The organism is Pseudomonas sp. PONIH3 (genome assembly GCF_002934345.1).
Lineage (GTDB): Bacteria > Pseudomonadota > Gammaproteobacteria > Pseudomonadales > Pseudomonadaceae > Aquipseudomonas > Aquipseudomonas soli.
Window position 1 is genome coordinate 469896 of the sequence record NZ_CP026386.1, and the last position, 16728, is coordinate 486623.

Genomic DNA, 16728 nt, shown 5'->3' on the forward strand with positions numbered 1-16728 from the left:
ATGCATGAGCCGTGCCTTGCACGAGGTCGCCAGCGGCAGCCTGTTCGGCGTCGCCCTGAACTACCAGGGCCTGCTGCAACAGCATCTGGCGTCTTTCCACGAAGCGCCGTACCAGCAGCCGCCGGTCAAACCGGTGTTGTTTATCAAGACGCCCAATACCCGCAATGGGCACGCCCAGCCGGTGACCTACCCATCGGCAGTCCAACGCCTGCAAGCGGGCCCTGCCCTGGGCGTGGTCATTGGTAAAGACGCCAGCCGCGTCAGCCTGGACAACGCGCTGGAGCACGTGGCGGGCTACACCATCGTCAACGAGTTCAGCCTGCCCGAAGACAGCTACTACCGTCCGGCGGTCAAGGCCAAGTGCCGCGACGGCTTCTGCCCGTTCGGCCCGCATCTGGTACCGGCCGCGCAGGTCGGCAACCCCGACGCGCTGGGCATTCGCCTGTGGGTCAACGGTGAGCTGCGCCAGCACAACAACACCGCCAACTGCGTGCGCGGCGTAGCACGGCTGATCGCCGAGATCAGCGAGTTCATGACCCTGCATGCCGGCGACGTGCTGATCACCGGCACCCCGGAAGGCCGAGTCGATGTGCTGCCCGGCGACCAGGTGACGGTCGAGATCGACGGCCTCGGCCAGCTGACCAACCCCATTGTCGCTGAACAAGGACTCGTCCCATGAAGCACGCCCGTATCCAGTTCGACGGCCAGGTCCACACCGTCACCGTCGAAAACGACCAGCGACTGCGCCTGGCCGATGGCCGTGTGGTCGACGCCGACCAGGTCACCTGGCTGCCGCCGGCCACCGGCAGCATGTTCGCCCTGGGCCTGAACTACGCCGACCATGCCGCCGAGCTGGCCTTCACCCCGCCCACCGAGCCGCTGGCCTTCGTCAAGTCGCCCGGCACCTACACCGGGCACAACCAGGTCACCTGGCGCCCGGACAACGTCAAGTACATGCACTACGAGTGCGAACTGGTGGCGGTGATCGGCAAGCCGGCGCGCAACGTCAAGCGCGAGGACGCCCTCGACTACCTGGCCGGCTACACGGTGTGCAACGACTACGCCATCCGCGACTACCTGGAGAACTACTACCGCCCCAACCTGCGGGTGAAGAACCGTGACGCCACCACCCCGGTGGGTCCTTGGATAGTCGACACCGCCGTTGTGCCGGATCCGTCGAACCTGACCCTGCGCACCTGGATCAACGGCGAGCTGAAACAGCAAGGCACCACGGCCGACATGATCTTCGACATCCCCTACCTGATCGAATACTTCTCCAGCTTCATGACCCTGCAACCCGGCGACATGATCGCCACCGGCACCCCGGAAGGCCTGGCCGACGTGGTCCCGGGCGACGAGGTGGTGGTGGAAGTGGAAGGCGTCGGCCGCCTGGTCAACCGGATCGTCAGCGAAGCCGAGTTCTTCGCCCGCAACGCACAAGAGGCAACAGCATGATCAAGCACTGGATCGATGGCCGCGAAGTCGAGAGCCGCGACACCTTCGTCAACTACAACCCGGCCACCGGCGAGGCCATCTGCGAAGTCGCCAGCGGCGGCGCCGAGGAAGTCGCCCTGGCCGTGGCCGCGGCCAAGCAAGCCTTCCCGAAATGGGCCAATACACCGGCGAAGGAACGCGCGCGCCTGATGCGCCGCCTGGGTGAGCTGATCGAGCAGAACGTGCCGCAGCTGGCCGAGCTGGAAACCCTGGACACCGGCCTGCCGATCCACCAGACGCGCAATGTGCTGATTCCCCGCGCTTCGCACAATTTCGACTTCTTCGCCGAGGTGTGCACGCGCATGGACGGCCACAGCTACCCGGTGGACGACCAGATGCTCAACTACACCTTGTACCAGCCGGTAGGCGTGTGCGCACTGGTGTCGCCGTGGAACGTACCGTTCATGACCGCCACCTGGAAGACCGCGCCGTGCCTGGCCCTGGGCAATACCGCGGTGCTGAAGATGAGCGAGCTGTCGCCGCTGACCGCCAATGAGCTGGGGCGCCTGGCGGTCGAGGCCGGCATCCCCAATGGCGTACTCAATGTCATCCAGGGCTACGGCGCCACAGCCGGCGATGCCCTGGTGCGTCACCCGGACGTGCGCGCCATCTCCTTCACCGGTGGCACCGCCACCGGCAGGAAGATCATGCAGACGGCAGGCCTGAAGAAGTACTCGATGGAGCTGGGCGGCAAGTCGCCGGTACTGATCTTCGAGGACGCCGACCTCGAGCGTGCGTTGGATGCCGCCTTGTTCACCATCTTCTCGCTCAACGGCGAGCGCTGCACCGCCGGCAGCCGCATCTTCATCCAGGAGAGCGTGTACCCGCAGTTCGTCGCCGAGTTCGCCGCCCGCGCCAAACGCCTGATCGTCGGTGACCCCACCGACCCGAAGACCCAGGTCGGCTCGATGATCACCCAGCAGCACTACGACAAGGTCACCGGCTATATCCGCATCGGCCTGGAAGAAGGCGCGCGCCTGCTGGCCGGTGGCCTGGAGCGCCCGGTTGGATTGCCGGAGCACCTGGCCAAGGGGCAGTTCATCCAGCCGACGGTGTTCGCCGATGTGAACAACAAGATGCGCATCGCCCAGGAAGAGATCTTCGGCCCGGTGGTGTGCCTGATCCCGTTCAAGGACGAGGCCGAGGCGCTGCAACTGGCCAACGACACCGAGTACGGCCTGGCTTCTTACATCTGGACCCAGGACATCGGCAAGGCCCATCGCCTGGCCCGTGGCATCGAGGCGGGGATGGTGTTCATCAACAGCCAGAACGTGCGCGACCTGCGCCAACCGTTCGGCGGCGTCAAGGGCTCGGGCACCGGCCGCGAAGGCGGGCAATACAGCTTCGAGGTCTTCGCCGAGATCAAGAACGTGTGTATATCCATGGGTAGCCATCACATTCCGCGCTGGGGGGTGTAGCGCGGGGCTGCTGGGCAGCCCATCGCCGGCAAGCCGGCTCCCACAGGGATCACCGCACACTGTGGGAGCCGGCTTGCCGGCGAAACGAGGGCGAAGCCCTCGCCATGGATACATAACAACAACCCGTTACCGGAGATTCCCATGGGCACACTCGCTCTCGCCGCCAAGATCACCCACGTGCCGTCGATGTACCTGTCCGAACTGCCCGGCCCGCGCCAGGGCTTTCGCCAGGCGGCCATCGACGGCCACCTCGAGATTGGCCGGCGCTGCCGCGAACTGGGCGTCGACACCCTCGTCGTGTTCGACACCCACTGGCTGGTCAACGCCAACTACCACATCAACTGCGCCGCGCACTTCGAAGGCCTGTACACCAGCAACGAATTGCCGCACTTCATCGCCAACATGAACTACGGCTTCCCCGGCAACCCCGAGCTGGGGCGAATCCTCGCGCAAGAATGCAATCGCCTGGGCGTGGAAACCATGGCCCACGACGCCACCACGCTGGCGCCTGAATACGGCACCCTTGTGCCGATGCGCTACATGAACACCGACCAGCACTTCAAGGTGATCTCGGTCTCGGCGCTGTGCACCTCGCACTACCTCAACGACAGCGCCCGCCTGGGCTGGGCCATGCGCAAGGCGGTCGAGGAGCACTACGACGGCAGCGTGGCGTTCCTGGCCAGCGGCTCGCTGTCCCACCGTTTCGCCCAGAACGGCCAGGCCCCGGAGTTTGCCACCAAGGTCTGGAGCCCGTTCCTGGAAACCCTCGACCACCGCGTGGTGCGCATGTGGCAGGACGGGGACTGGGCCGACTTCTGCGCGATGCTGCCCGAGTACGCGGTCAAGGGCCATGGCGAAGGCTTCATGCACGACACCGCCATGTTGCTCGGCGCGCTTGGCTGGTCGCGATACGACGGCAAGGCCGAGGTGGTGACGCCTTATTTCGGTTCCTCCGGCACCGGCCAGATCAACGCGATTTTCCCGGTCACCCCGCAGGAGGGCAGCACGATCCCCGCCGCCCAGGCCTCGAACCCGGCCGGGGTCACCTCCACAAGCCGCCTGTAAGGAGCACCACCATGCCCCATCTGGTCCTGCTCTACAGCCCGGATATCGAAGCCGACGCCAATATGCCCGGCCTGTGCCGCGCCCTGGCCGACTGCATGCTCGCCCAGCACGACGAACACCATCGCCAGGTGTTCCCCACCGGCGGCACCCGTGTGCTGGCCTACCCCGCAGCCCATGCGGCAATCGCCGATGGCCGCGGCGCCTACGGTTTCGTCTACGCCAACCTGCGCATGGGCGGCGGACGCAGCGCCGCGGTGCACCAGCAGGTCGGTGACGCGCTGCTGGCGGTGTTGCGCCGGCACCTGGATATGCTGCTGGAACGTCGCCCGGTGGGCGTGACCCTGCAGATCGACGAAAGCCAGGCCCAGGTGTACGACGCCAAGCACAGCAGCCTGCACCCTCTGTTCACCCGCCAGCCCTGAGGTCTCCATGCTCGACGCCCGCATCATCCAGCAAGCCGCCGCCCGCCTCGACCAGGCCGAGCGGACCCGCGAACAGGTCGGCCAGTTTTCCCTGGAACACCCCTCGATCGGTATCGAGGACGCATACGCCATCCAGCGTGCCTGGGTGGCACAGAAGATCGAGGACGGCCGCCAACTGGTCGGCCACAAGATCGGCCTGACCTCCCGGGCCATGCAGGTCTCGTCGAACATCAGCGAGCCGGACTACGGCGCACTGCTCGACGACATGCTGTTCGACGAGGGCAGCGACATCCCCTTCGAGCGTTTCATCGTGCCGCGGGTCGAGGTGGAACTGGCGTTCATCCTCGGCAAGCCGCTCAAGGGGCCGAACGTGACCCTGTTCGACGTGCTCGACGCCACCGAGTGGGTGATCCCGGCGCTGGAAATCATCGATGCACGCATCCAACAGGTCGACCCGCTCAGCGGTGCTACCCGCAAGGTGTTCGACACCATCTCCGACAACGCCGCCAACGCTGGCGTGGTAATGGGCGGGCGTGCTGTGCGCCCGGGCGACATCGACCTGCGCAAGGTGCCGGCGGTGCTGTACCGCAACGGTGTGATTGAGGAGTCCGGGGTGTCGGCCGCAGTGCTTAATCACCCGGCCAAAGGTGTGGCCTGGCTGGCCAACAAGCTGGCCGCGCATGACGTGAGTCTGCTGGCCGGGCAGATCATTCTCGGCGGCTCGTTCACCCGCCCGGTGGCAGCTCGCCGCGGCGACACCTTCCACGTCGACTACGATCAACTGGGCTCGATCGCCTGCCGTTTCGTCTGAGGAGCGCCCATGGACATGCCCATCAACACCTTCAAGCAACGCCTGCGCAGCGGCCAGGCGCAGATCGGCCTGTGGCTTGGCCTGGCCGACCCGTATTGCGCGGAGCTGGCGGCCAACGCCGGCTTCGACTGGCTGCTGCTCGACGGCGAGCACGCGCCCAACGACCTGCGCAGCCTGCTCGCCCAGTTGCAGGCCGTGGCACCCTACCCGGCCCAGCCCATCGTGCGCCCGGTGATCGGCGATACCGCGCTGATCAAGCAGTTGCTCGATATCGGCGCACAGACCCTGCTGGTACCCATGGTCGAAAGCGCCGAGCAGGCGCGCCAGCTGGTGCGGGCGATGCGCTACCCGCCCCACGGCGTGCGCGGTGTCGGCAGCGCTTTGGCGCGGGCATCGCGCTGGAACAGCATCCCCGACTACCTGGACCAGGCCGACGACCAGATGTGCCTGCTGGTGCAGGTGGAGAACTGCGAAGGCCTGGCCAACCTCGATGCAATCTGCGCCGTCGAAGGCGTCGATGGCGTGTTCATAGGCCCCGCCGACCTCAGCGCCGCCATGGGCCAACGCGGCAATCCGGGGCATCCCGAGGTGCAGGCGGCCATCGAGGAGGCCATCGTGCGCATCACCCGCGCCGGCAAGGCAGCGGGCATCCTCAGCGCCGATGAGACGCTGGCACGACGCTATATCGAACTGGGCGCGGCGTTCGTCGCGGTCGGCGTCGACACCACCGTGTTGATGCGCGGCTTGCAGGTCCTGGCGGGCACCTTCAAGGAACGGATCGCCGCCATTGCCCAGGGCGGTGTCTACTAGACTGACCTTGTAGCGCTTAAGCTCGATGTTGAGGCGATCAAAGCATTGCTGGCCGGCTCGGCAGCACCATGCTAGCCTCCGCGCGCCCCGCCCTGCGGGGTCGCGACTACGTCGAATCAAGGAGTCAGGCAATGGACCTGCAGTTTCTGGGCACCTCTTCCGGGGTGCCCACCAAGGCCCGCAACGTCAGCGCGACCGCGGTCATCGAAGCCACCGGCAACGGGTGGTACCTGGTCGATTGCGGCGAAGGCACCCAACACCAGCTGCTGCGCAGCCCGCTGTCAGTGCGCGATCTGCGCGCCATCTTCATCACCCATGTGCACGGCGATCACTGCTTCGGCCTGCCGGGGCTGCTGGCCAGCGCCGGTATGTCCGGGCGCAAGGAGCCGTTGCAGCTGGTCATGCCGGCCGACCTGCATCCCTGGGTGCGGCAGAGCCTGGTGGTGAGCGACACCTACCTGCCCTTCGAGTTGCAGATGCAGGCGCTGGAGACCTTCGGTGGCTTGGACCACGGCAATATCCAGGTAGGCGTGGTCGAGCTGTCGCACCGGGTACCCTCCTACGGCTTCGTGTTCGAGGAACGCGATCCGCAACCGCACCTCGACACCGAGCGCCTGCGCGCCGACGGCATCCCGGCCGGGCCGCTGTGGGGGCAGATCGCCCGTGGCCGGACAGTCGAGCACGAAGGTCGCCAGATCGACCCCCAGGCCTATCTGCAACCGACGCGTCCGGCGCAACGGATCATCGTCTGCGGTGACAACGACCGTCCTGAGCTGTTGAGCGAGCTGGCCGCCAACGTGGACGTGCTGGTCCACGAAGCCACCTTCACCCAACCGGTGGTCGAACGCACCCAGGCCAGCTTCGGTCACAGCACCGCCGCTGCGGTGGCGCGCTTCGCCGAAATGGCGGCGGTGAAGAACCTGGTGCTGACGCACTTCAGCGCCCGCTACCAGTCAGGCGGTGGGCGCGGCGGTTCCATCGAGGAGGTACGCGAAGAGGCACTGGCACACTACAAGGGGCACCTGACCCTGGCCCGGGACCTGGCGCGCTTTCGAATTAGCCGTGACGGAGTGCTGGTCGAGGTGGAGTAACGTCGCACCTTGCTGGCATGACAGCCCTCGAGCGATGCCTTCAATGCGCCGGATGCTGCTCCACACTGGCCGCCAGGCAGTAGCGATCGCGCCCCTGCCGCTTGGCCTGGTAGAGCGCCGCGTCCGCCGCCGCCATCAGGTTCTCCGGAGTGACCGTCGCCAACTTCGGCGCACCCACAGCGATGCCGGCGCTGGCCGTGACATGGCCGAACGGACTGCCACCGTGCTCGATGGCCTGCCGGCGCAGCAACTGCAGGATCTCCTGCACGATCTGGCTGGCCCCTGCGGCATCGGTGTCGGGCAGCAACAAGGTGAACTCCTCGCCACCATAACGCACCGCCAGGTCGCCCGGGCGTTTCAGCGCCTGGCGCAACAGCTCGCCGAAGCGGCGCAGGCACTGGTCGCCGGCTGGATGCCCGTAGCGGTCGTTGTAGGCCTTGAAACAGTCCAGGTCGAGCATCACCAGCGCCAACGCGTAGCCCTGGCGCCGCGCCCGACGTATCTCCGGTTCCAGCACCGCATCCAGCCGCCGGCGGTTGCCCAGCCCGGTCAGGCTGTCGGTCAGGGCCAGCGCCTTGAGGGTCTGGTGGGCCTGGTGCAGCGCACGCTCGATGGCGATGCGCTCGCGTAACTGGCGCAGGACGATCCAGCCAAACCCAGCCACGCCGACAAGCAGCAGCACCAGCACGGCCAGCGACTTGAGCATGTCGTGGCGCCACGGCGCGATGATCGACTCGCGCGACAAGCCTGCCTCCACCACCAGTGGATAGCTGCTCAGTGAGCGAAACCCGTACAGGCGCGGCGTGCCATCGACCACCGCCACGGCCTCGGCCACTCCTTCGCTGGCATGGGGCAGGTACTCGCGGAAGATGTCGCTGGCCGCAAGGCTGCGGCCAATCACCTGCTCGACGAACGGCCGACGCACGAGGATGGTGCCGTCGCGCTTGGCCAGCACCAGCGCGCCACGCTCGTCGATCTTGAAGTCGCCGTAGTAGCCCACGAACCAATCGACCTTGATGGTGCCCAGCAATACCCCGGCAAAGCCGCCGTCGGCATTGTCCAGGCGCCGCGAGATGGGGATGATCAGGTCGCCGGTGGAGCGGCTGCGCACCACCGAGCCAATGCGCACCTGGCGGTCGGGATGGGTGCGGTGATAGATGAAATAGTCGCGGTCGGCATTGTTGGCGCCTGCTGGCACATCGTCCTTGTCGGTGACGATCCAGCCACCGTCCGGGCCATAGACGAACAGCCCGTGCAACTGCGGCATGATCTGCGCCTGCTGCTTGAGCAATGCATGCAGGCGCGGGCGGTCGACATGGTCGAAACCATCGCCTTCCAGGCGCTCGGCCAGCGCTGCGGTGATGGCGTCAACCTGGCGGATGGCATCCTCGGCATGCTGGGCAGTTGCGCGGGCCAGGTTGCTGACGGCGTTCTCGGCATTGGCAAACACTTGTCGGTAGTCGCGCCAGATCCGCCAGCCTTCGACCAAGACGAAAGCCAGCATCACCACCGCCATGAAACTGAGCATCAGGCGGAACAGCGACACTGCGCGGCCTTCTCCGGTCACCGGGAAAAGGCCGTCCTCGGTCTGCTTCCTGACTACGCGCATTGAAATCCCTTGTCATCGAGCCTTGGCCGCCAATGACTATAGTTCAGCGCCGCTTGCGTGTGCCGAGACTGATCCACACTGGCGCATGGTCGCTGGCGTGGGCCTCGTTGCGCACCCAGGCGTCGACCCCTGCGTCCTTCAGGTAAGGCGCCAGGGCCGGGTTGAGCAGCAGGTGGTCGATGCGCAGCCCGGCGTTGCGCGGCCAGTGGTTACGGAAATAGTCCCAGAAGGTGTAGACCCGCTCGTGCGGGTACAACTGCCGCAACGCATCGCTCCAGCCCTGCTCCAGCAAACGCTGGTAGCAGGCGCGTGACTCGGGCTGCAGCAGCGCGTCCTTGAGCCACGACTTCGGGTTGTAGATGTCCTGGTCGGTGGGCACCACATTGAAGTCCCCCGCCAGCAACACTGGGTGATCGGCGCCGCGCAGGGTGTCGGCATGGGCGATCAGGCTTTCGAACCAGCGCAGCTTGTAGGCGAACTTCGGGCCCGGTTGCGGGTTGCCATTGGGCAGGTACAGGCAGGCCACCTGAACGCCGTGCACCGCCGCCTCGACATAGCGGCTCTGGCTGTCGTCCTCCATGCCCGGCAAGCCACGGCGCACCTCCAGGGGCTGACTGTCGCGGGCGAGGATGGCGACACCGTTCCATGACGCCTGGCCGAAATGCAGACAGCCGTAGCCGGCAGCCTCGATGGCCTCGCGGGGGAACTGCGCGTCGCTGGCCTTGAGTTCCTGCAGGCAGACGATGTCGGGTTGCTCGCGCGCCAGCCAGGCCAGCAGGTTGTCGAGGCGACTGCGGATGCCGTTGACATTGAACGTGGTGATCTTCAGCGCTTTCATGCGTTGGGGTCGTCCACGCGGGCCTGCACCGCGTCTTGCAGTGCCCCCAGGTGGGCCTGGTCTGCCAGTTCCTTGAGCCTGAGCCAGTCGTCCCAGTCGATCGCGCCATCATCGCGCAGCGCCTCGGCCGTGCGCAGCAGCTCATGGTGATAAGCGTCGGGCGATTCGCGGCGATAGCTGGCATCGTCGTACTGGGCGTACCAGGCCTCGAGTTCGGGAATGCTGCGTTCGATGCTCATGGTCGGGTTCCTCTGCACCTTTGAAGGTGTGAGCCTTGGTGGTCAGCATCGGTTCAAAACGCGCAGAAAAATTAAACCTTTGCCCGCCGCCTGCTCTCAACCGTACGCGACACTGACGTCGCGCCAACGGATAAGGAGTCACACATGAGCAATCTGTTCCTCAAGCGGGTCGGGTTTTCCATGGTGCTGGGCATGGCCTCGCTACAGGCCCTGGCCGCCTCGTCGGATGACTTCGTCGACGCCGCCACCGAAGCCGGCATCGCCGAAGTGGTGACCGGCAAGCTGGCGCTGGACAAGAGCAAGGACCCGCAAATCAAGACCTTCGCCCAGCAGATGGTCACCGACCATACCCAGGCCAACCAGAAGCTCGGCGACATCGCCCGCAAACTGGACATCAGCGTGCCCGATGAAGCGGCGCTGACCGACAAGGTCAAGAAGATGATCCTGGAATGGCGCGACGAGTCGTTCGACCGCTCCTACGTCAACAACCAGGTCGAGGCCCACGAGAAAGCCGTGGAACTGTTCAGGAAAGAGGCCGCCTCGTCCGACAAGGCCGAACTCAAGGCCTTCGCCGGCGAGACCTTGCCCAAGCTCGAAGAGCACCTGAAGCATGCCAAGGAACTGCAGGCCAAGCACGGCCAGTAACCCGCCCCACTGACAAAGCGAGGCTCCCATGAGCAATGATGCACTGCGTTCGGAAGTCCTGACCCGCCTGTTGCACGCCCACCCGCAAGGGTTGGGCAAGGAAGTGCTGGACAACTACCGCGGCGAGAAAGCCGTGGCCGGCATGCTCAAGACCCTGCAGGAGCAAGGCTTGATCCACGATGGCAGCGTGAATGTCGAAGCCGGCCACACGCTCAGCGTCAACTACCCGATCAAGCTGTCGTCCGCCGGTGTCGAGGCCGCCAGACAAGCCGAAAGCTGATACCGCTCCGCCCTGTGGCAATGGCTCGGCCAGCTGCCACGGGGCGCACTAGCGCAGGCCTTCGATGATCGCCTCCATCAACGCCCTTACCCGCCGTGGCTGCACCCGCGTCGGCGGGTAGACGATCTGCAGGGCCACCTGGCCGGCGCTGAAGTCTGCCAGCACTTCGACCAACCGGCCGTTGTCGAGGTCGTCGCGCACATCGCGAAGCGATTTCAGGCACAGCCCGTGTCCGTCCAACGCCCAGCGGCGCACCTGCTCGCCGTTGTTGGCAATCCGCCGTCCGCGCACGCTCACCGGGTAGGCCACGCCGTCCAGGCGAAATGGCCAGACCCGTTCGGCGTGGATGCCGAAGCGCATGACGATGCAATCGTGGCGCGCCAGATCGTCCGGGTGCAGTGGCGTGCCGTGGCGGCGCAGGTAGTCGGGCGCGGCGCACACCACCCGGCGGTTGTCGCCCAGGGACCGTGCGCGCAGGGAACTGTCGGCCAAGGTGCCGTAGCGAATGGCGAAATCGATGCCCTGCCCCACCAGGTCGACGTAGCCATCGGTCAGGTCCAGGTCGATCGAGACTTGCGGATGTTCGGCCAGGAAGCGGTCGAGCAGCGGCACGATGCGGTGCTGGCCGAGGTCCACCGGCGCGCTCAGGCGCACCAGTCCGGAGATCTTCTGCTGGCCGTCCCTGAGACGGCTTTCCAGCTCGTCGGCCTCGGCCAGCAGGCGCCGTGCGCCCTCGGCGAGTTGCCGGCCGGCGTCGGTGAGGCTCAGCGAACGAGTGCTGCGGGTCAGCAGCGCCACCCCGTAGTGCGCCTCCAGCGCCGCCAGGCGCTCGGACACCGTGGCCGGTGACAAGCCGCGCTCGCGGCCCGCCGCCGACAGGCTGCCTTTTTCGATGATGGTCAGGAACAACGCCAGGTTATCCAGCATGCTTTTCGATTTTTCCGAAATATGATTTTGGATTTCGCCCGATTATTGGTGATTTCCTCGCTAATTACACTGCCCGGCATCGACACCCGCACAGGAACAACCCGATGACCAGCAGAAGAGATTTCATGAAAGGCACCCTCGCCGGCGGCATCGCCGTCGCGGCAGGCGCGGTACTGGCGCAAGAGCCGGGCAGCAGCACCGGGGCGCCGCCCGATAGCGCCGGTGGCAAAGGGTTCTGGCCCAATGGCGCGCAACTGGTGATTTCCGTGTCGTTGCAATTCGAGTCCGGTGGCCAGCCGGAACACGCCGAAAGCCCCTTCCCGCCTCTGGATTCACGCTACCCCGACACCATCGCCCCCAGCTGGTACCGCTACGGCCCGCTGGAAGGCGTGCCGCGCCTGCTCGCGCTGTTCGACCGGCACGGCATCAAGGTCACCTCGCACATGGTCGGCAAGGCTGTGGAGGCTTACCCGGAGCTGGCGGCCGAGGTGGTCAGGCGCGGCCACGAAGCCGCCGGCCATGGCCTGCACTGGGCGCCGCAGTACAGCTTGACGCCTGCAGAGGAGCGTCGCCAGTACGAGCAGGCCAGCGCCATCATCGAACGCGTCACCGGCCAACGCCCGGTAGGTTTCAACGCGTTCTGGATGCGTCATTCCCGCGAGACCCTGAACATCCTCCAGGACCTCGGCTTTCTCTACCACATCGACGACCTGGCCCGCGACGAACCCTCGATCACCCCGGTGCGCGGCAAGCCGTTCGCGGTGGTGCCCTACACCCTGCGCAACAACGACATCGGCCGCATCGCCGGGTCCACGGCGATGACCGGCGCCGCGCTGTTGCAGGAGCTCAAGGACGAGTTCGACGTGCTCTATGCCGAAGGCCGCCAACGGCGCCGGTTGATGTCGCTGTCGGCGCATGACCGCATCGGCGGCACGCCTACCGTCGTGCGCGCGCTGGATCAGTTCTTCGCCTATGCCCGCGGCCATGCCGGCGTATCGTTCATGCGCAAGGACGAGATTGCCCGTTGGGCCCTGACCCAGGCCGATACACCTGTCAATCCGCCACGTGTGTTCGATTGACCGAACGGGGACGCTTCGCGCCCTTTCGCCGGCAAGCCGGCGATGAGGCCAGTCCTGGTAACCCTGGATCAAGACCAGCCCGTGTGTTCAGCGCCCCACCAACCCCGCCTGGCGCATGAACGCAAGGTTGTCCTCCAGATGCCAGTCCTCGGCGATCCGGCCCTCGGCGACACGGTAGATATCCATGGCGATGAAATCGATGGCCTGGCCCTGCCCCTGGTGCTCGCCCAGCTTGCCGCTGAAGTGCCCGGTGAAACGCAGCGCCGCGGTGACCCGGTCGCCTGCGACGATCATCTGCAGGACCTCGCAGCGCAGGTCCGGCACCGCTGCGCGGAATGCCCTGGAAGCGCTCAATGGCCCTTCCACGCCCTGTGGTCGTCCCGGCGGCAGGGTGTTGTCGCGAAAGTCGCTGGCCAGCGCGGCGCGGGCCATGGCCTCGTCGCCGGTGTTCCAGAAGGTGTCGTAGCGGCGGGCGGCGAGGATCTGCTGCTCCAGCTGGGCCTTGGGCAGGCTCTGGTCCACGACCGGGGTGGCCGGAGCCACCAGCTCGCCGGCATTGCCCGGATTGGCCGCCGCGCTCAGCAGCAGCAGGGTGATCCAGCGGCCAGCACGCAGCGCCGAAGCCTTGGGTTCGGTGTTCATCTCAATTTCCTTCAGTGCATTCAACGGGAGGGTATGGCGCGGCCGCGAACCATGGATAAAAGCCTAACCAGTCCCGCCCAGGCGCTCAAGAAGGCACTTTTCACTCACCTGATTACCTCGGAGTAACCCATGGCCCATTACCGCGAATGCCCCGCCTACGACGTATTCGCCCCGAACTGCCCGGCCCGCCTGGTGCTCGAGCGCCTCGCCGACAAGTGGGTGCTGTTGCTCATCGACCGCCTCAGCGCCGGTGAGCGGGTGCGTTTCAACCAGCTGCGCCGGGATATGGCCGGCGTCTCGCAGAAGGTGCTGTCGCAAACCCTGAAGCGGCTCGAACGCGACGGCCTGGTGGAGCGCCAGGTGTATCCGACCGTGCCGCCCACAGTCGAATACGCCCTCACCGAGCTGGGCGCGACACTGGGCGGCACGGTGGAGCGCCTGGCGCAGTGGGCGGAGTCGAACATGCCGGCAATTCTGCTGGCGCGCCAGCTATACGACCAATACAGCGAATGATTCAGCCCTCTTTTTCGACATCCCTCGGTGGCTTTGCCGGCCCCTGGGGATCAACCTGCGGGTCATCGACATCCGGCGAGTCCGGGTCGAAGCCGAGGTCATCGGGTTCGGTGGCCTGCTCGGATGAGTGCGGGCCCTGCTTGGCCGGCGAATGGCGTGGATCTGACATGGTGATTTCTCCTGGTTGTGTTAATGGGAGATACCGCCACGGCTGCAAAGTTTGATTTGCTTTGAATGCCGACTGCAGGGAGCATCCGCGGACCATATGCCCCGTAGGTCGCTACTGCTGCTGGTACTGACTCAGGTACTTGTCCAACACCGCCTTGTCCCCCACTCCATCCCCGGCCACCTGCCACAGCCGCCGCTCGATGCCCTGCGCCAGCAGGTGGCCCACCGCGGCTTCGATGGCCGACAGCACGCACAGTTGCGCCGGTTCGTTGGTGGTGTAGCCGACCTCGGCCTCGAGCAGCTTCTTGAACTCGATGAACTTGAACACCCCGGCGTTCTGCCCGACCGAGTAGATGGTCTTGCTGGTCATCACGTTGGCCAGCACCTGCCCGGTGCGTACGTCCACCGCCCGCAGGTTGACCGTGACCTGGTCGACCCGGTACTCGCGGGACAGGCCGATGCCCAGGTAGCGGGCGCCCTCGCCGCCGCTGCGCACGTTGGTGTCGTAGGCGATGATGCCACCTTCGAGCATCAGGTTGGCCGCCTGCAACGGCGGCAGTTCGCCCTGGATGTTCTCGGCGACGTCAGGCTTCTTCTGCGAGGCGCGGATGATCTTGCGCTCGGTCAGCAGGTTCTGCAGGCCTTCGCGCTCGAGCACCACGAACCAGCCACTGGCGCTGAGGGCGTCCATCAGCATGCTCGCCGCCCCCTGGGTGACGCTGGTTGAGAACGAGCTGGCCGGGGTCGGCTTGTACTGCCCGGTCTGGTCGCGGAAGCCGTATACCACCGCCATCAGCCGACCACGTGGCCGCGGCATGTTGACCAGGTCGTAGTAGGTCGAGGCCCGCGGCGTCAGCGTCGGGGTCTCGGAGTCTTGCTCCGCGGGCATCGGCTCGCGCAGGCCGCAGCCTTGCAGGCCAGCCAGGGCGGTGAGGATCAGCAGTGTGCTCAGCAGGCGTTTCATGGCGTTCTCTCCCCAGTAAAGACCCGTCCCTCTCAGGGGTTCAGGCCGCTGACCTCGATGATCGAGACTTCCCCGGTCGCCCGGTCGGTGACCTTGATGCTCAGCGCCCCGGAATCGTCGATCACGTCGATCAGGAAGGCGTCGGTGGACATGCTGCCGGTGTTGCCGTTGCTGATGTTGTCCAGCAACTGCCCGAGCAGGCGCGACTCGAGCTGGTTGCTGAAGCGCTCCAGGGCCGAGGTGCCGGCGAATGCCGAACTGCGGTCCTTGAGGTCGGGGTCGTCGTAGTCGTTCTGCGCCTGGGCGTTGTTCAGCAGCCAGGCGCCATTGATCGGGTTGCCGCCGAAGGACGGGTTGACCGGGGTGTACACCAGCTCCGTGGCCAGGGCCTGGCCACCGAGGCCGGCGGCCAGCAGGCAGGCGGCGATGCGTCGTGCAAGGTGGTTGCTCATAGCTCGTCCCTCTCCAGATCGGTTGTGTCCTGCAGCAGCCGTTGCAATTTGCGCTGGATGATCTGCTGGCGGACCAGGTCGGCGGCCGCGATGGCCTCGTCGTTGAGTTGCGTGGTGTTGGGCGGCAGGAAGCGCCGGTACAGCACCTCGCGTTCGTACTCCACCGTCACCAGGCTGCCCCAGCGGGCATCCGGGCGTTCGCGCACCACCAGGTTGAAATCCAGCCGGCTGGTGGCGCGCAGCCGGTCGCTGAAGGCGTGATAGAAGTCGTGGCCGATGTGCGAGATGGTGTTGTCGACGATGAAGCCCATCATCTCGTCCTCGGCCCCGGCCTGCGCCTGGCCATGCAACAGGGCCAGGCACAGGCACACCCACGCGGCCAAGCGTTTCATGGCGCCTCTCCCAGGCCGGCGTGTGGACGGGCGCCTGCGGCGCTTTCGGCGAAGGCCTGCTCGGCGACGAACTGCCAGTCGCTGTAGTGCTCCAGCCCCTCGAAGGCACTCCACTGAGCGTCGAAACCGCTGCGCTTGAGCGGTGCGGCGTCGGAGCGGCTGTACACCCCGGTGATGCGGCCATCGACCGCGCGCAGCAGGCCCCATTCCTCGCCGCCGCCGACAGGGTCCGGGTAGAGCCGGCGCAGGTGGCGCTGCGGCGACGGGAAACGGTTGTCTTCCACCAGTTCCCCAAGGTCCTGCGGGTACTGGGCCAGGCCCGGCGAGGCGCGGTAGTAGCTGCGCAGCGCCTGGGCGTACTGGCCGCCCACCCACAGCAGCTGGCGCTCGCGCTCGCGCTGCAGGCTGGTGGCCCACAGGGTGCCGGTGGCCGCCAGGGCCACGCTGCTGACGGCGATCAGCAGCAGCACGCCCAGGTAGGTGAAGCCGGCTTCACCATTCGGCATAGAGGCTGCCATCGCGCGCCCTCCCGGTTGCTCCGCTCTTGATGTCGGCCACCGCGCCGGCCACGCCCTCGGGCGGCGGCACCAGCTGCCAGGCATCGCGCCGCTCGGTGATCGGATCGACCGGGGTGTTGCGCAGGTAGCGCTGCTCCACCAACTGGTCGATCGAATCGGGGTAGTGCCCGGTGTCGCCGTAGTAGTGATCCAGGGCCTCGCGCAGCACCGCCAGGCTCTGGCGCAAGGTGGCCTCGCGGGAGGCCTCCAGGCTGTTGAAGTAGCGCGGCATGGCGATGGTCATCAGGGTGGCGATGATCGCCATCACCACCAGCAATTCGATGAGGGTGAAGCCTCTGCTCGCTTTCATCG

General features: G+C 66.3%; 23 protein-coding genes. 12 read left to right on the forward strand and 11 right to left on the reverse strand.

Features of this window, described 5'->3' with window-relative positions:
• Positions 1–4 precede the first annotated feature (4 nt).
• From C3F42_RS02060 to C3F42_RS02095, 8 genes are all read left to right on the forward strand, one after another.
• A complete protein-coding gene (locus tag C3F42_RS02060; RefSeq protein ID WP_104443899.1) occupies positions 5–679 on the forward strand; it encodes a fumarylacetoacetate hydrolase family protein in 675 nt (224 codons plus the stop codon).
• Positions 676–1455, forward strand: a complete 780-nt coding sequence (locus C3F42_RS02065; RefSeq protein ID WP_104443900.1) for a fumarylacetoacetate hydrolase family protein — start codon at positions 676–678, stop codon at positions 1453–1455. Before C3F42_RS02060 ends, C3F42_RS02065 begins: the two co-directional genes overlap by 4 nt.
• Entirely contained in the window at positions 1452–2912 is a 1461-nt protein-coding gene (hpaE, locus tag C3F42_RS02070) for a 5-carboxymethyl-2-hydroxymuconate semialdehyde dehydrogenase (protein WP_104443901.1), read from the forward strand. The genes C3F42_RS02065 and hpaE overlap by 4 nt, the downstream gene beginning before the upstream one ends.
• A gap of 141 nt (positions 2913–3053) precedes the next feature.
• Positions 3054–3977: a 3,4-dihydroxyphenylacetate 2,3-dioxygenase gene (gene hpaD, locus C3F42_RS02075; protein WP_094012191.1), complete on the forward strand. Its 924-nt coding sequence runs from the start codon at positions 3054–3056 to the stop codon at positions 3975–3977.
• 11 nt (positions 3978–3988) lie between these two features.
• Positions 3989–4399, forward strand: a complete 411-nt coding sequence (locus tag C3F42_RS02080; protein WP_094012190.1) for a 5-carboxymethyl-2-hydroxymuconate Delta-isomerase — start codon at positions 3989–3991, stop codon at positions 4397–4399.
• 7 nt (positions 4400–4406) lie between these two features.
• Positions 4407–5210, forward strand: coding sequence for a 2-oxo-hept-4-ene-1,7-dioate hydratase (hpaH, locus tag C3F42_RS02085; RefSeq protein ID WP_094012189.1), 804 nt, complete (start codon positions 4407–4409; stop codon positions 5208–5210).
• A 9-nt stretch (positions 5211–5219) separates the two neighbouring features.
• On the forward strand, positions 5220–6020 hold the full coding sequence (hpaI, locus tag C3F42_RS02090) for a 4-hydroxy-2-oxoheptanedioate aldolase (protein ID WP_038706108.1): 801 nt from the start codon (positions 5220–5222) through the stop codon (positions 6018–6020).
• Positions 6021–6151: 131 nt separating this feature from the next.
• Positions 6152–7111: a ribonuclease Z gene (locus tag C3F42_RS02095; protein WP_038706107.1), complete on the forward strand. Its 960-nt coding sequence runs from the start codon at positions 6152–6154 to the stop codon at positions 7109–7111.
• Positions 7112–7151: 40 nt separating this feature from the next.
• Here the strand turns inward: C3F42_RS02095 and C3F42_RS02100 are convergent, their stop codons facing one another.
• The 3 genes from C3F42_RS02100 to C3F42_RS02110 are packed head-to-tail and all read right to left on the reverse strand — an operon-like array spanning position 7152 to position 9797.
• Positions 7152–8720 carry a sensor domain-containing diguanylate cyclase gene (locus C3F42_RS02100; RefSeq protein WP_038706106.1) on the reverse strand — a complete coding sequence of 523 codons (1569 nt, stop codon included), beginning with the start codon at positions 8718–8720 and terminating at the stop codon, positions 7152–7154.
• A gap of 43 nt (positions 8721–8763) precedes the next feature.
• Complete coding sequence (xth, locus tag C3F42_RS02105; RefSeq protein ID WP_023631359.1) at positions 8764–9558, reverse strand: exodeoxyribonuclease III; 795 nt, start codon at positions 9556–9558, stop codon at positions 8764–8766.
• On the reverse strand, positions 9555–9797 hold the full coding sequence (locus C3F42_RS02110) for a hypothetical protein (RefSeq protein WP_094012188.1): 243 nt from the start codon (positions 9795–9797) through the stop codon (positions 9555–9557). Before C3F42_RS02110 ends, xth begins: the two co-directional genes overlap by 4 nt.
• Positions 9798–9941: 144 nt before the next feature.
• On the opposite strand from C3F42_RS02110, the gene C3F42_RS02115 reads away from it, so the two are divergent.
• Positions 9942–10442 carry a DUF4142 domain-containing protein gene (locus C3F42_RS02115; protein ID WP_094012187.1) on the forward strand — a complete coding sequence of 167 codons (501 nt, stop codon included), beginning with the start codon at positions 9942–9944 and terminating at the stop codon, positions 10440–10442.
• A 28-nt stretch (positions 10443–10470) separates the two neighbouring features.
• Positions 10471–10722 carry a hypothetical protein gene (locus tag C3F42_RS02120; RefSeq protein WP_023631356.1) on the forward strand — a complete coding sequence of 84 codons (252 nt, stop codon included), beginning with the start codon at positions 10471–10473 and terminating at the stop codon, positions 10720–10722.
• 48 nt (positions 10723–10770) lie between these two features.
• Here C3F42_RS02120 and C3F42_RS02125 read toward each other — a convergent pair whose 3' ends face one another.
• The gene (locus C3F42_RS02125) at positions 10771–11649 is read right to left on the reverse strand and encodes a LysR family transcriptional regulator (RefSeq protein ID WP_094012186.1); all 879 of its coding nucleotides are present in this window, start codon (positions 11647–11649) and stop codon (positions 10771–10773) included.
• A 104-nt stretch (positions 11650–11753) separates the two neighbouring features.
• Here C3F42_RS02125 and C3F42_RS02130 point away from each other — a divergent pair, with 104 nt between their 5' ends.
• Positions 11754–12728, forward strand: a complete 975-nt coding sequence (locus tag C3F42_RS02130) for a polysaccharide deacetylase family protein (protein ID WP_094012185.1) — start codon at positions 11754–11756, stop codon at positions 12726–12728.
• A gap of 87 nt (positions 12729–12815) precedes the next feature.
• Here the strand turns inward: C3F42_RS02130 and C3F42_RS02135 are convergent, their stop codons facing one another.
• Positions 12816–13370, reverse strand: coding sequence for an ester cyclase (locus tag C3F42_RS02135; RefSeq protein WP_094012184.1), 555 nt, complete (start codon positions 13368–13370; stop codon positions 12816–12818).
• 129 nt (positions 13371–13499) lie between these two features.
• Here C3F42_RS02135 and C3F42_RS02140 point away from each other — a divergent pair, with 129 nt between their 5' ends.
• A complete protein-coding gene (locus tag C3F42_RS02140) occupies positions 13500–13883 on the forward strand; it encodes a helix-turn-helix domain-containing protein (RefSeq protein WP_094012183.1) in 384 nt (127 codons plus the stop codon).
• A 1-nt stretch (position 13884) separates the two neighbouring features.
• On the opposite strand, the gene C3F42_RS29560 is transcribed toward C3F42_RS02140, so the two are convergent.
• The 6 genes from C3F42_RS29560 to C3F42_RS02165 all read right to left on the reverse strand — a co-directional run bounded on the left by C3F42_RS29560 (position 13885) and on the right by C3F42_RS02165 (position 16726).
• Complete coding sequence (locus C3F42_RS29560) at positions 13885–14052, reverse strand: DUF6021 family protein (RefSeq protein WP_177410828.1); 168 nt, start codon at positions 14050–14052, stop codon at positions 13885–13887.
• A gap of 111 nt (positions 14053–14163) precedes the next feature.
• A complete protein-coding gene (locus tag C3F42_RS02145; protein ID WP_023632252.1) occupies positions 14164–15015 on the reverse strand; it encodes a CsgG/HfaB family protein in 852 nt (283 codons plus the stop codon).
• Positions 15016–15047: 32 nt separating this feature from the next.
• Complete coding sequence (locus C3F42_RS02150) at positions 15048–15467, reverse strand: curli assembly protein CsgF (RefSeq protein ID WP_023632251.1); 420 nt, start codon at positions 15465–15467, stop codon at positions 15048–15050.
• The gene (gene csgE, locus C3F42_RS02155) at positions 15464–15859 is read right to left on the reverse strand and encodes a curli production assembly/transport protein CsgE (protein WP_038706102.1); all 396 of its coding nucleotides are present in this window, start codon (positions 15857–15859) and stop codon (positions 15464–15466) included. The genes C3F42_RS02150 and csgE overlap by 4 nt, the downstream gene beginning before the upstream one ends.
• Positions 15856–16377, reverse strand: a complete 522-nt coding sequence (locus C3F42_RS02160) for a type II secretion system protein (protein WP_038706101.1) — start codon at positions 16375–16377, stop codon at positions 15856–15858. Before C3F42_RS02160 ends, csgE begins: the two co-directional genes overlap by 4 nt.
• A complete protein-coding gene (locus tag C3F42_RS02165) occupies positions 16352–16726 on the reverse strand; it encodes a type II secretion system protein (protein ID WP_038706100.1) in 375 nt (124 codons plus the stop codon). Before C3F42_RS02165 ends, C3F42_RS02160 begins: the two co-directional genes overlap by 26 nt.
• Between the last annotated feature and the right edge of the window lie 2 nt (positions 16727–16728).

Excerpts from the sequence above, each read along its gene's own strand:
- C3F42_RS02150 (WP_023632251.1), bottom strand. The coding sequence starts at position 15,467 with ATGAGCAACCACCTTGCACGACGCATCGCCGCCTGCCTGCTGGCCGCC.
- csgE (WP_038706102.1), bottom strand. The coding sequence starts at position 15,859 with ATGAAACGCTTGGCCGCGTGGGTGTGCCTGTGCCTGGCCCTGTTGCAT.
- C3F42_RS02140 (WP_094012183.1), top strand. The coding sequence starts at position 13,500 with ATGGCCCATTACCGCGAATGCCCCGCCTACGACGTATTCGCCCCGAAC.
- hpaH (WP_094012189.1), top strand. The coding sequence starts at position 4,407 with ATGCTCGACGCCCGCATCATCCAGCAAGCCGCCGCCCGCCTCGACCAG.
- C3F42_RS02115 (WP_094012187.1), top strand. The coding sequence starts at position 9,942 with ATGAGCAATCTGTTCCTCAAGCGGGTCGGGTTTTCCATGGTGCTGGGC.
- C3F42_RS29560 (WP_177410828.1), bottom strand. The coding sequence starts at position 14,052 with ATGTCAGATCCACGCCATTCGCCGGCCAAGCAGGGCCCGCACTCATCC.
- C3F42_RS02110 (WP_094012188.1), bottom strand. The coding sequence starts at position 9,797 with ATGAGCATCGAACGCAGCATTCCCGAACTCGAGGCCTGGTACGCCCAG.
- C3F42_RS02125 (WP_094012186.1), bottom strand. The coding sequence starts at position 11,649 with ATGCTGGATAACCTGGCGTTGTTCCTGACCATCATCGAAAAAGGCAGC.
- C3F42_RS02165 (WP_038706100.1), bottom strand. The coding sequence starts at position 16,726 with ATGAAAGCGAGCAGAGGCTTCACCCTCATCGAATTGCTGGTGGTGATG.
- hpaE (WP_104443901.1), top strand. The coding sequence starts at position 1,452 with ATGATCAAGCACTGGATCGATGGCCGCGAAGTCGAGAGCCGCGACACC.
- xth (WP_023631359.1), bottom strand. The coding sequence starts at position 9,558 with ATGAAAGCGCTGAAGATCACCACGTTCAATGTCAACGGCATCCGCAGT.
- C3F42_RS02130 (WP_094012185.1), top strand. The coding sequence starts at position 11,754 with ATGACCAGCAGAAGAGATTTCATGAAAGGCACCCTCGCCGGCGGCATC.
- C3F42_RS02080 (WP_094012190.1), top strand. The coding sequence starts at position 3,989 with ATGCCCCATCTGGTCCTGCTCTACAGCCCGGATATCGAAGCCGACGCC.
- C3F42_RS02065 (WP_104443900.1), top strand. The coding sequence starts at position 676 with ATGAAGCACGCCCGTATCCAGTTCGACGGCCAGGTCCACACCGTCACC.
- C3F42_RS02160 (WP_038706101.1), bottom strand. The coding sequence starts at position 16,377 with ATGGCAGCCTCTATGCCGAATGGTGAAGCCGGCTTCACCTACCTGGGC.
- C3F42_RS02120 (WP_023631356.1), top strand. The coding sequence starts at position 10,471 with ATGAGCAATGATGCACTGCGTTCGGAAGTCCTGACCCGCCTGTTGCAC.
- C3F42_RS02135 (WP_094012184.1), bottom strand. The coding sequence starts at position 13,370 with ATGAACACCGAACCCAAGGCTTCGGCGCTGCGTGCTGGCCGCTGGATC.
- hpaD (WP_094012191.1), top strand. The coding sequence starts at position 3,054 with ATGGGCACACTCGCTCTCGCCGCCAAGATCACCCACGTGCCGTCGATG.
- C3F42_RS02060 (WP_104443899.1), top strand. The coding sequence starts at position 5 with ATGAGCCGTGCCTTGCACGAGGTCGCCAGCGGCAGCCTGTTCGGCGTC.
- C3F42_RS02100 (WP_038706106.1), bottom strand. The coding sequence starts at position 8,720 with ATGCGCGTAGTCAGGAAGCAGACCGAGGACGGCCTTTTCCCGGTGACC.
- C3F42_RS02095 (WP_038706107.1), top strand. The coding sequence starts at position 6,152 with ATGGACCTGCAGTTTCTGGGCACCTCTTCCGGGGTGCCCACCAAGGCC.
- hpaI (WP_038706108.1), top strand. The coding sequence starts at position 5,220 with ATGGACATGCCCATCAACACCTTCAAGCAACGCCTGCGCAGCGGCCAG.
- C3F42_RS02145 (WP_023632252.1), bottom strand. The coding sequence starts at position 15,015 with ATGAAACGCCTGCTGAGCACACTGCTGATCCTCACCGCCCTGGCTGGC.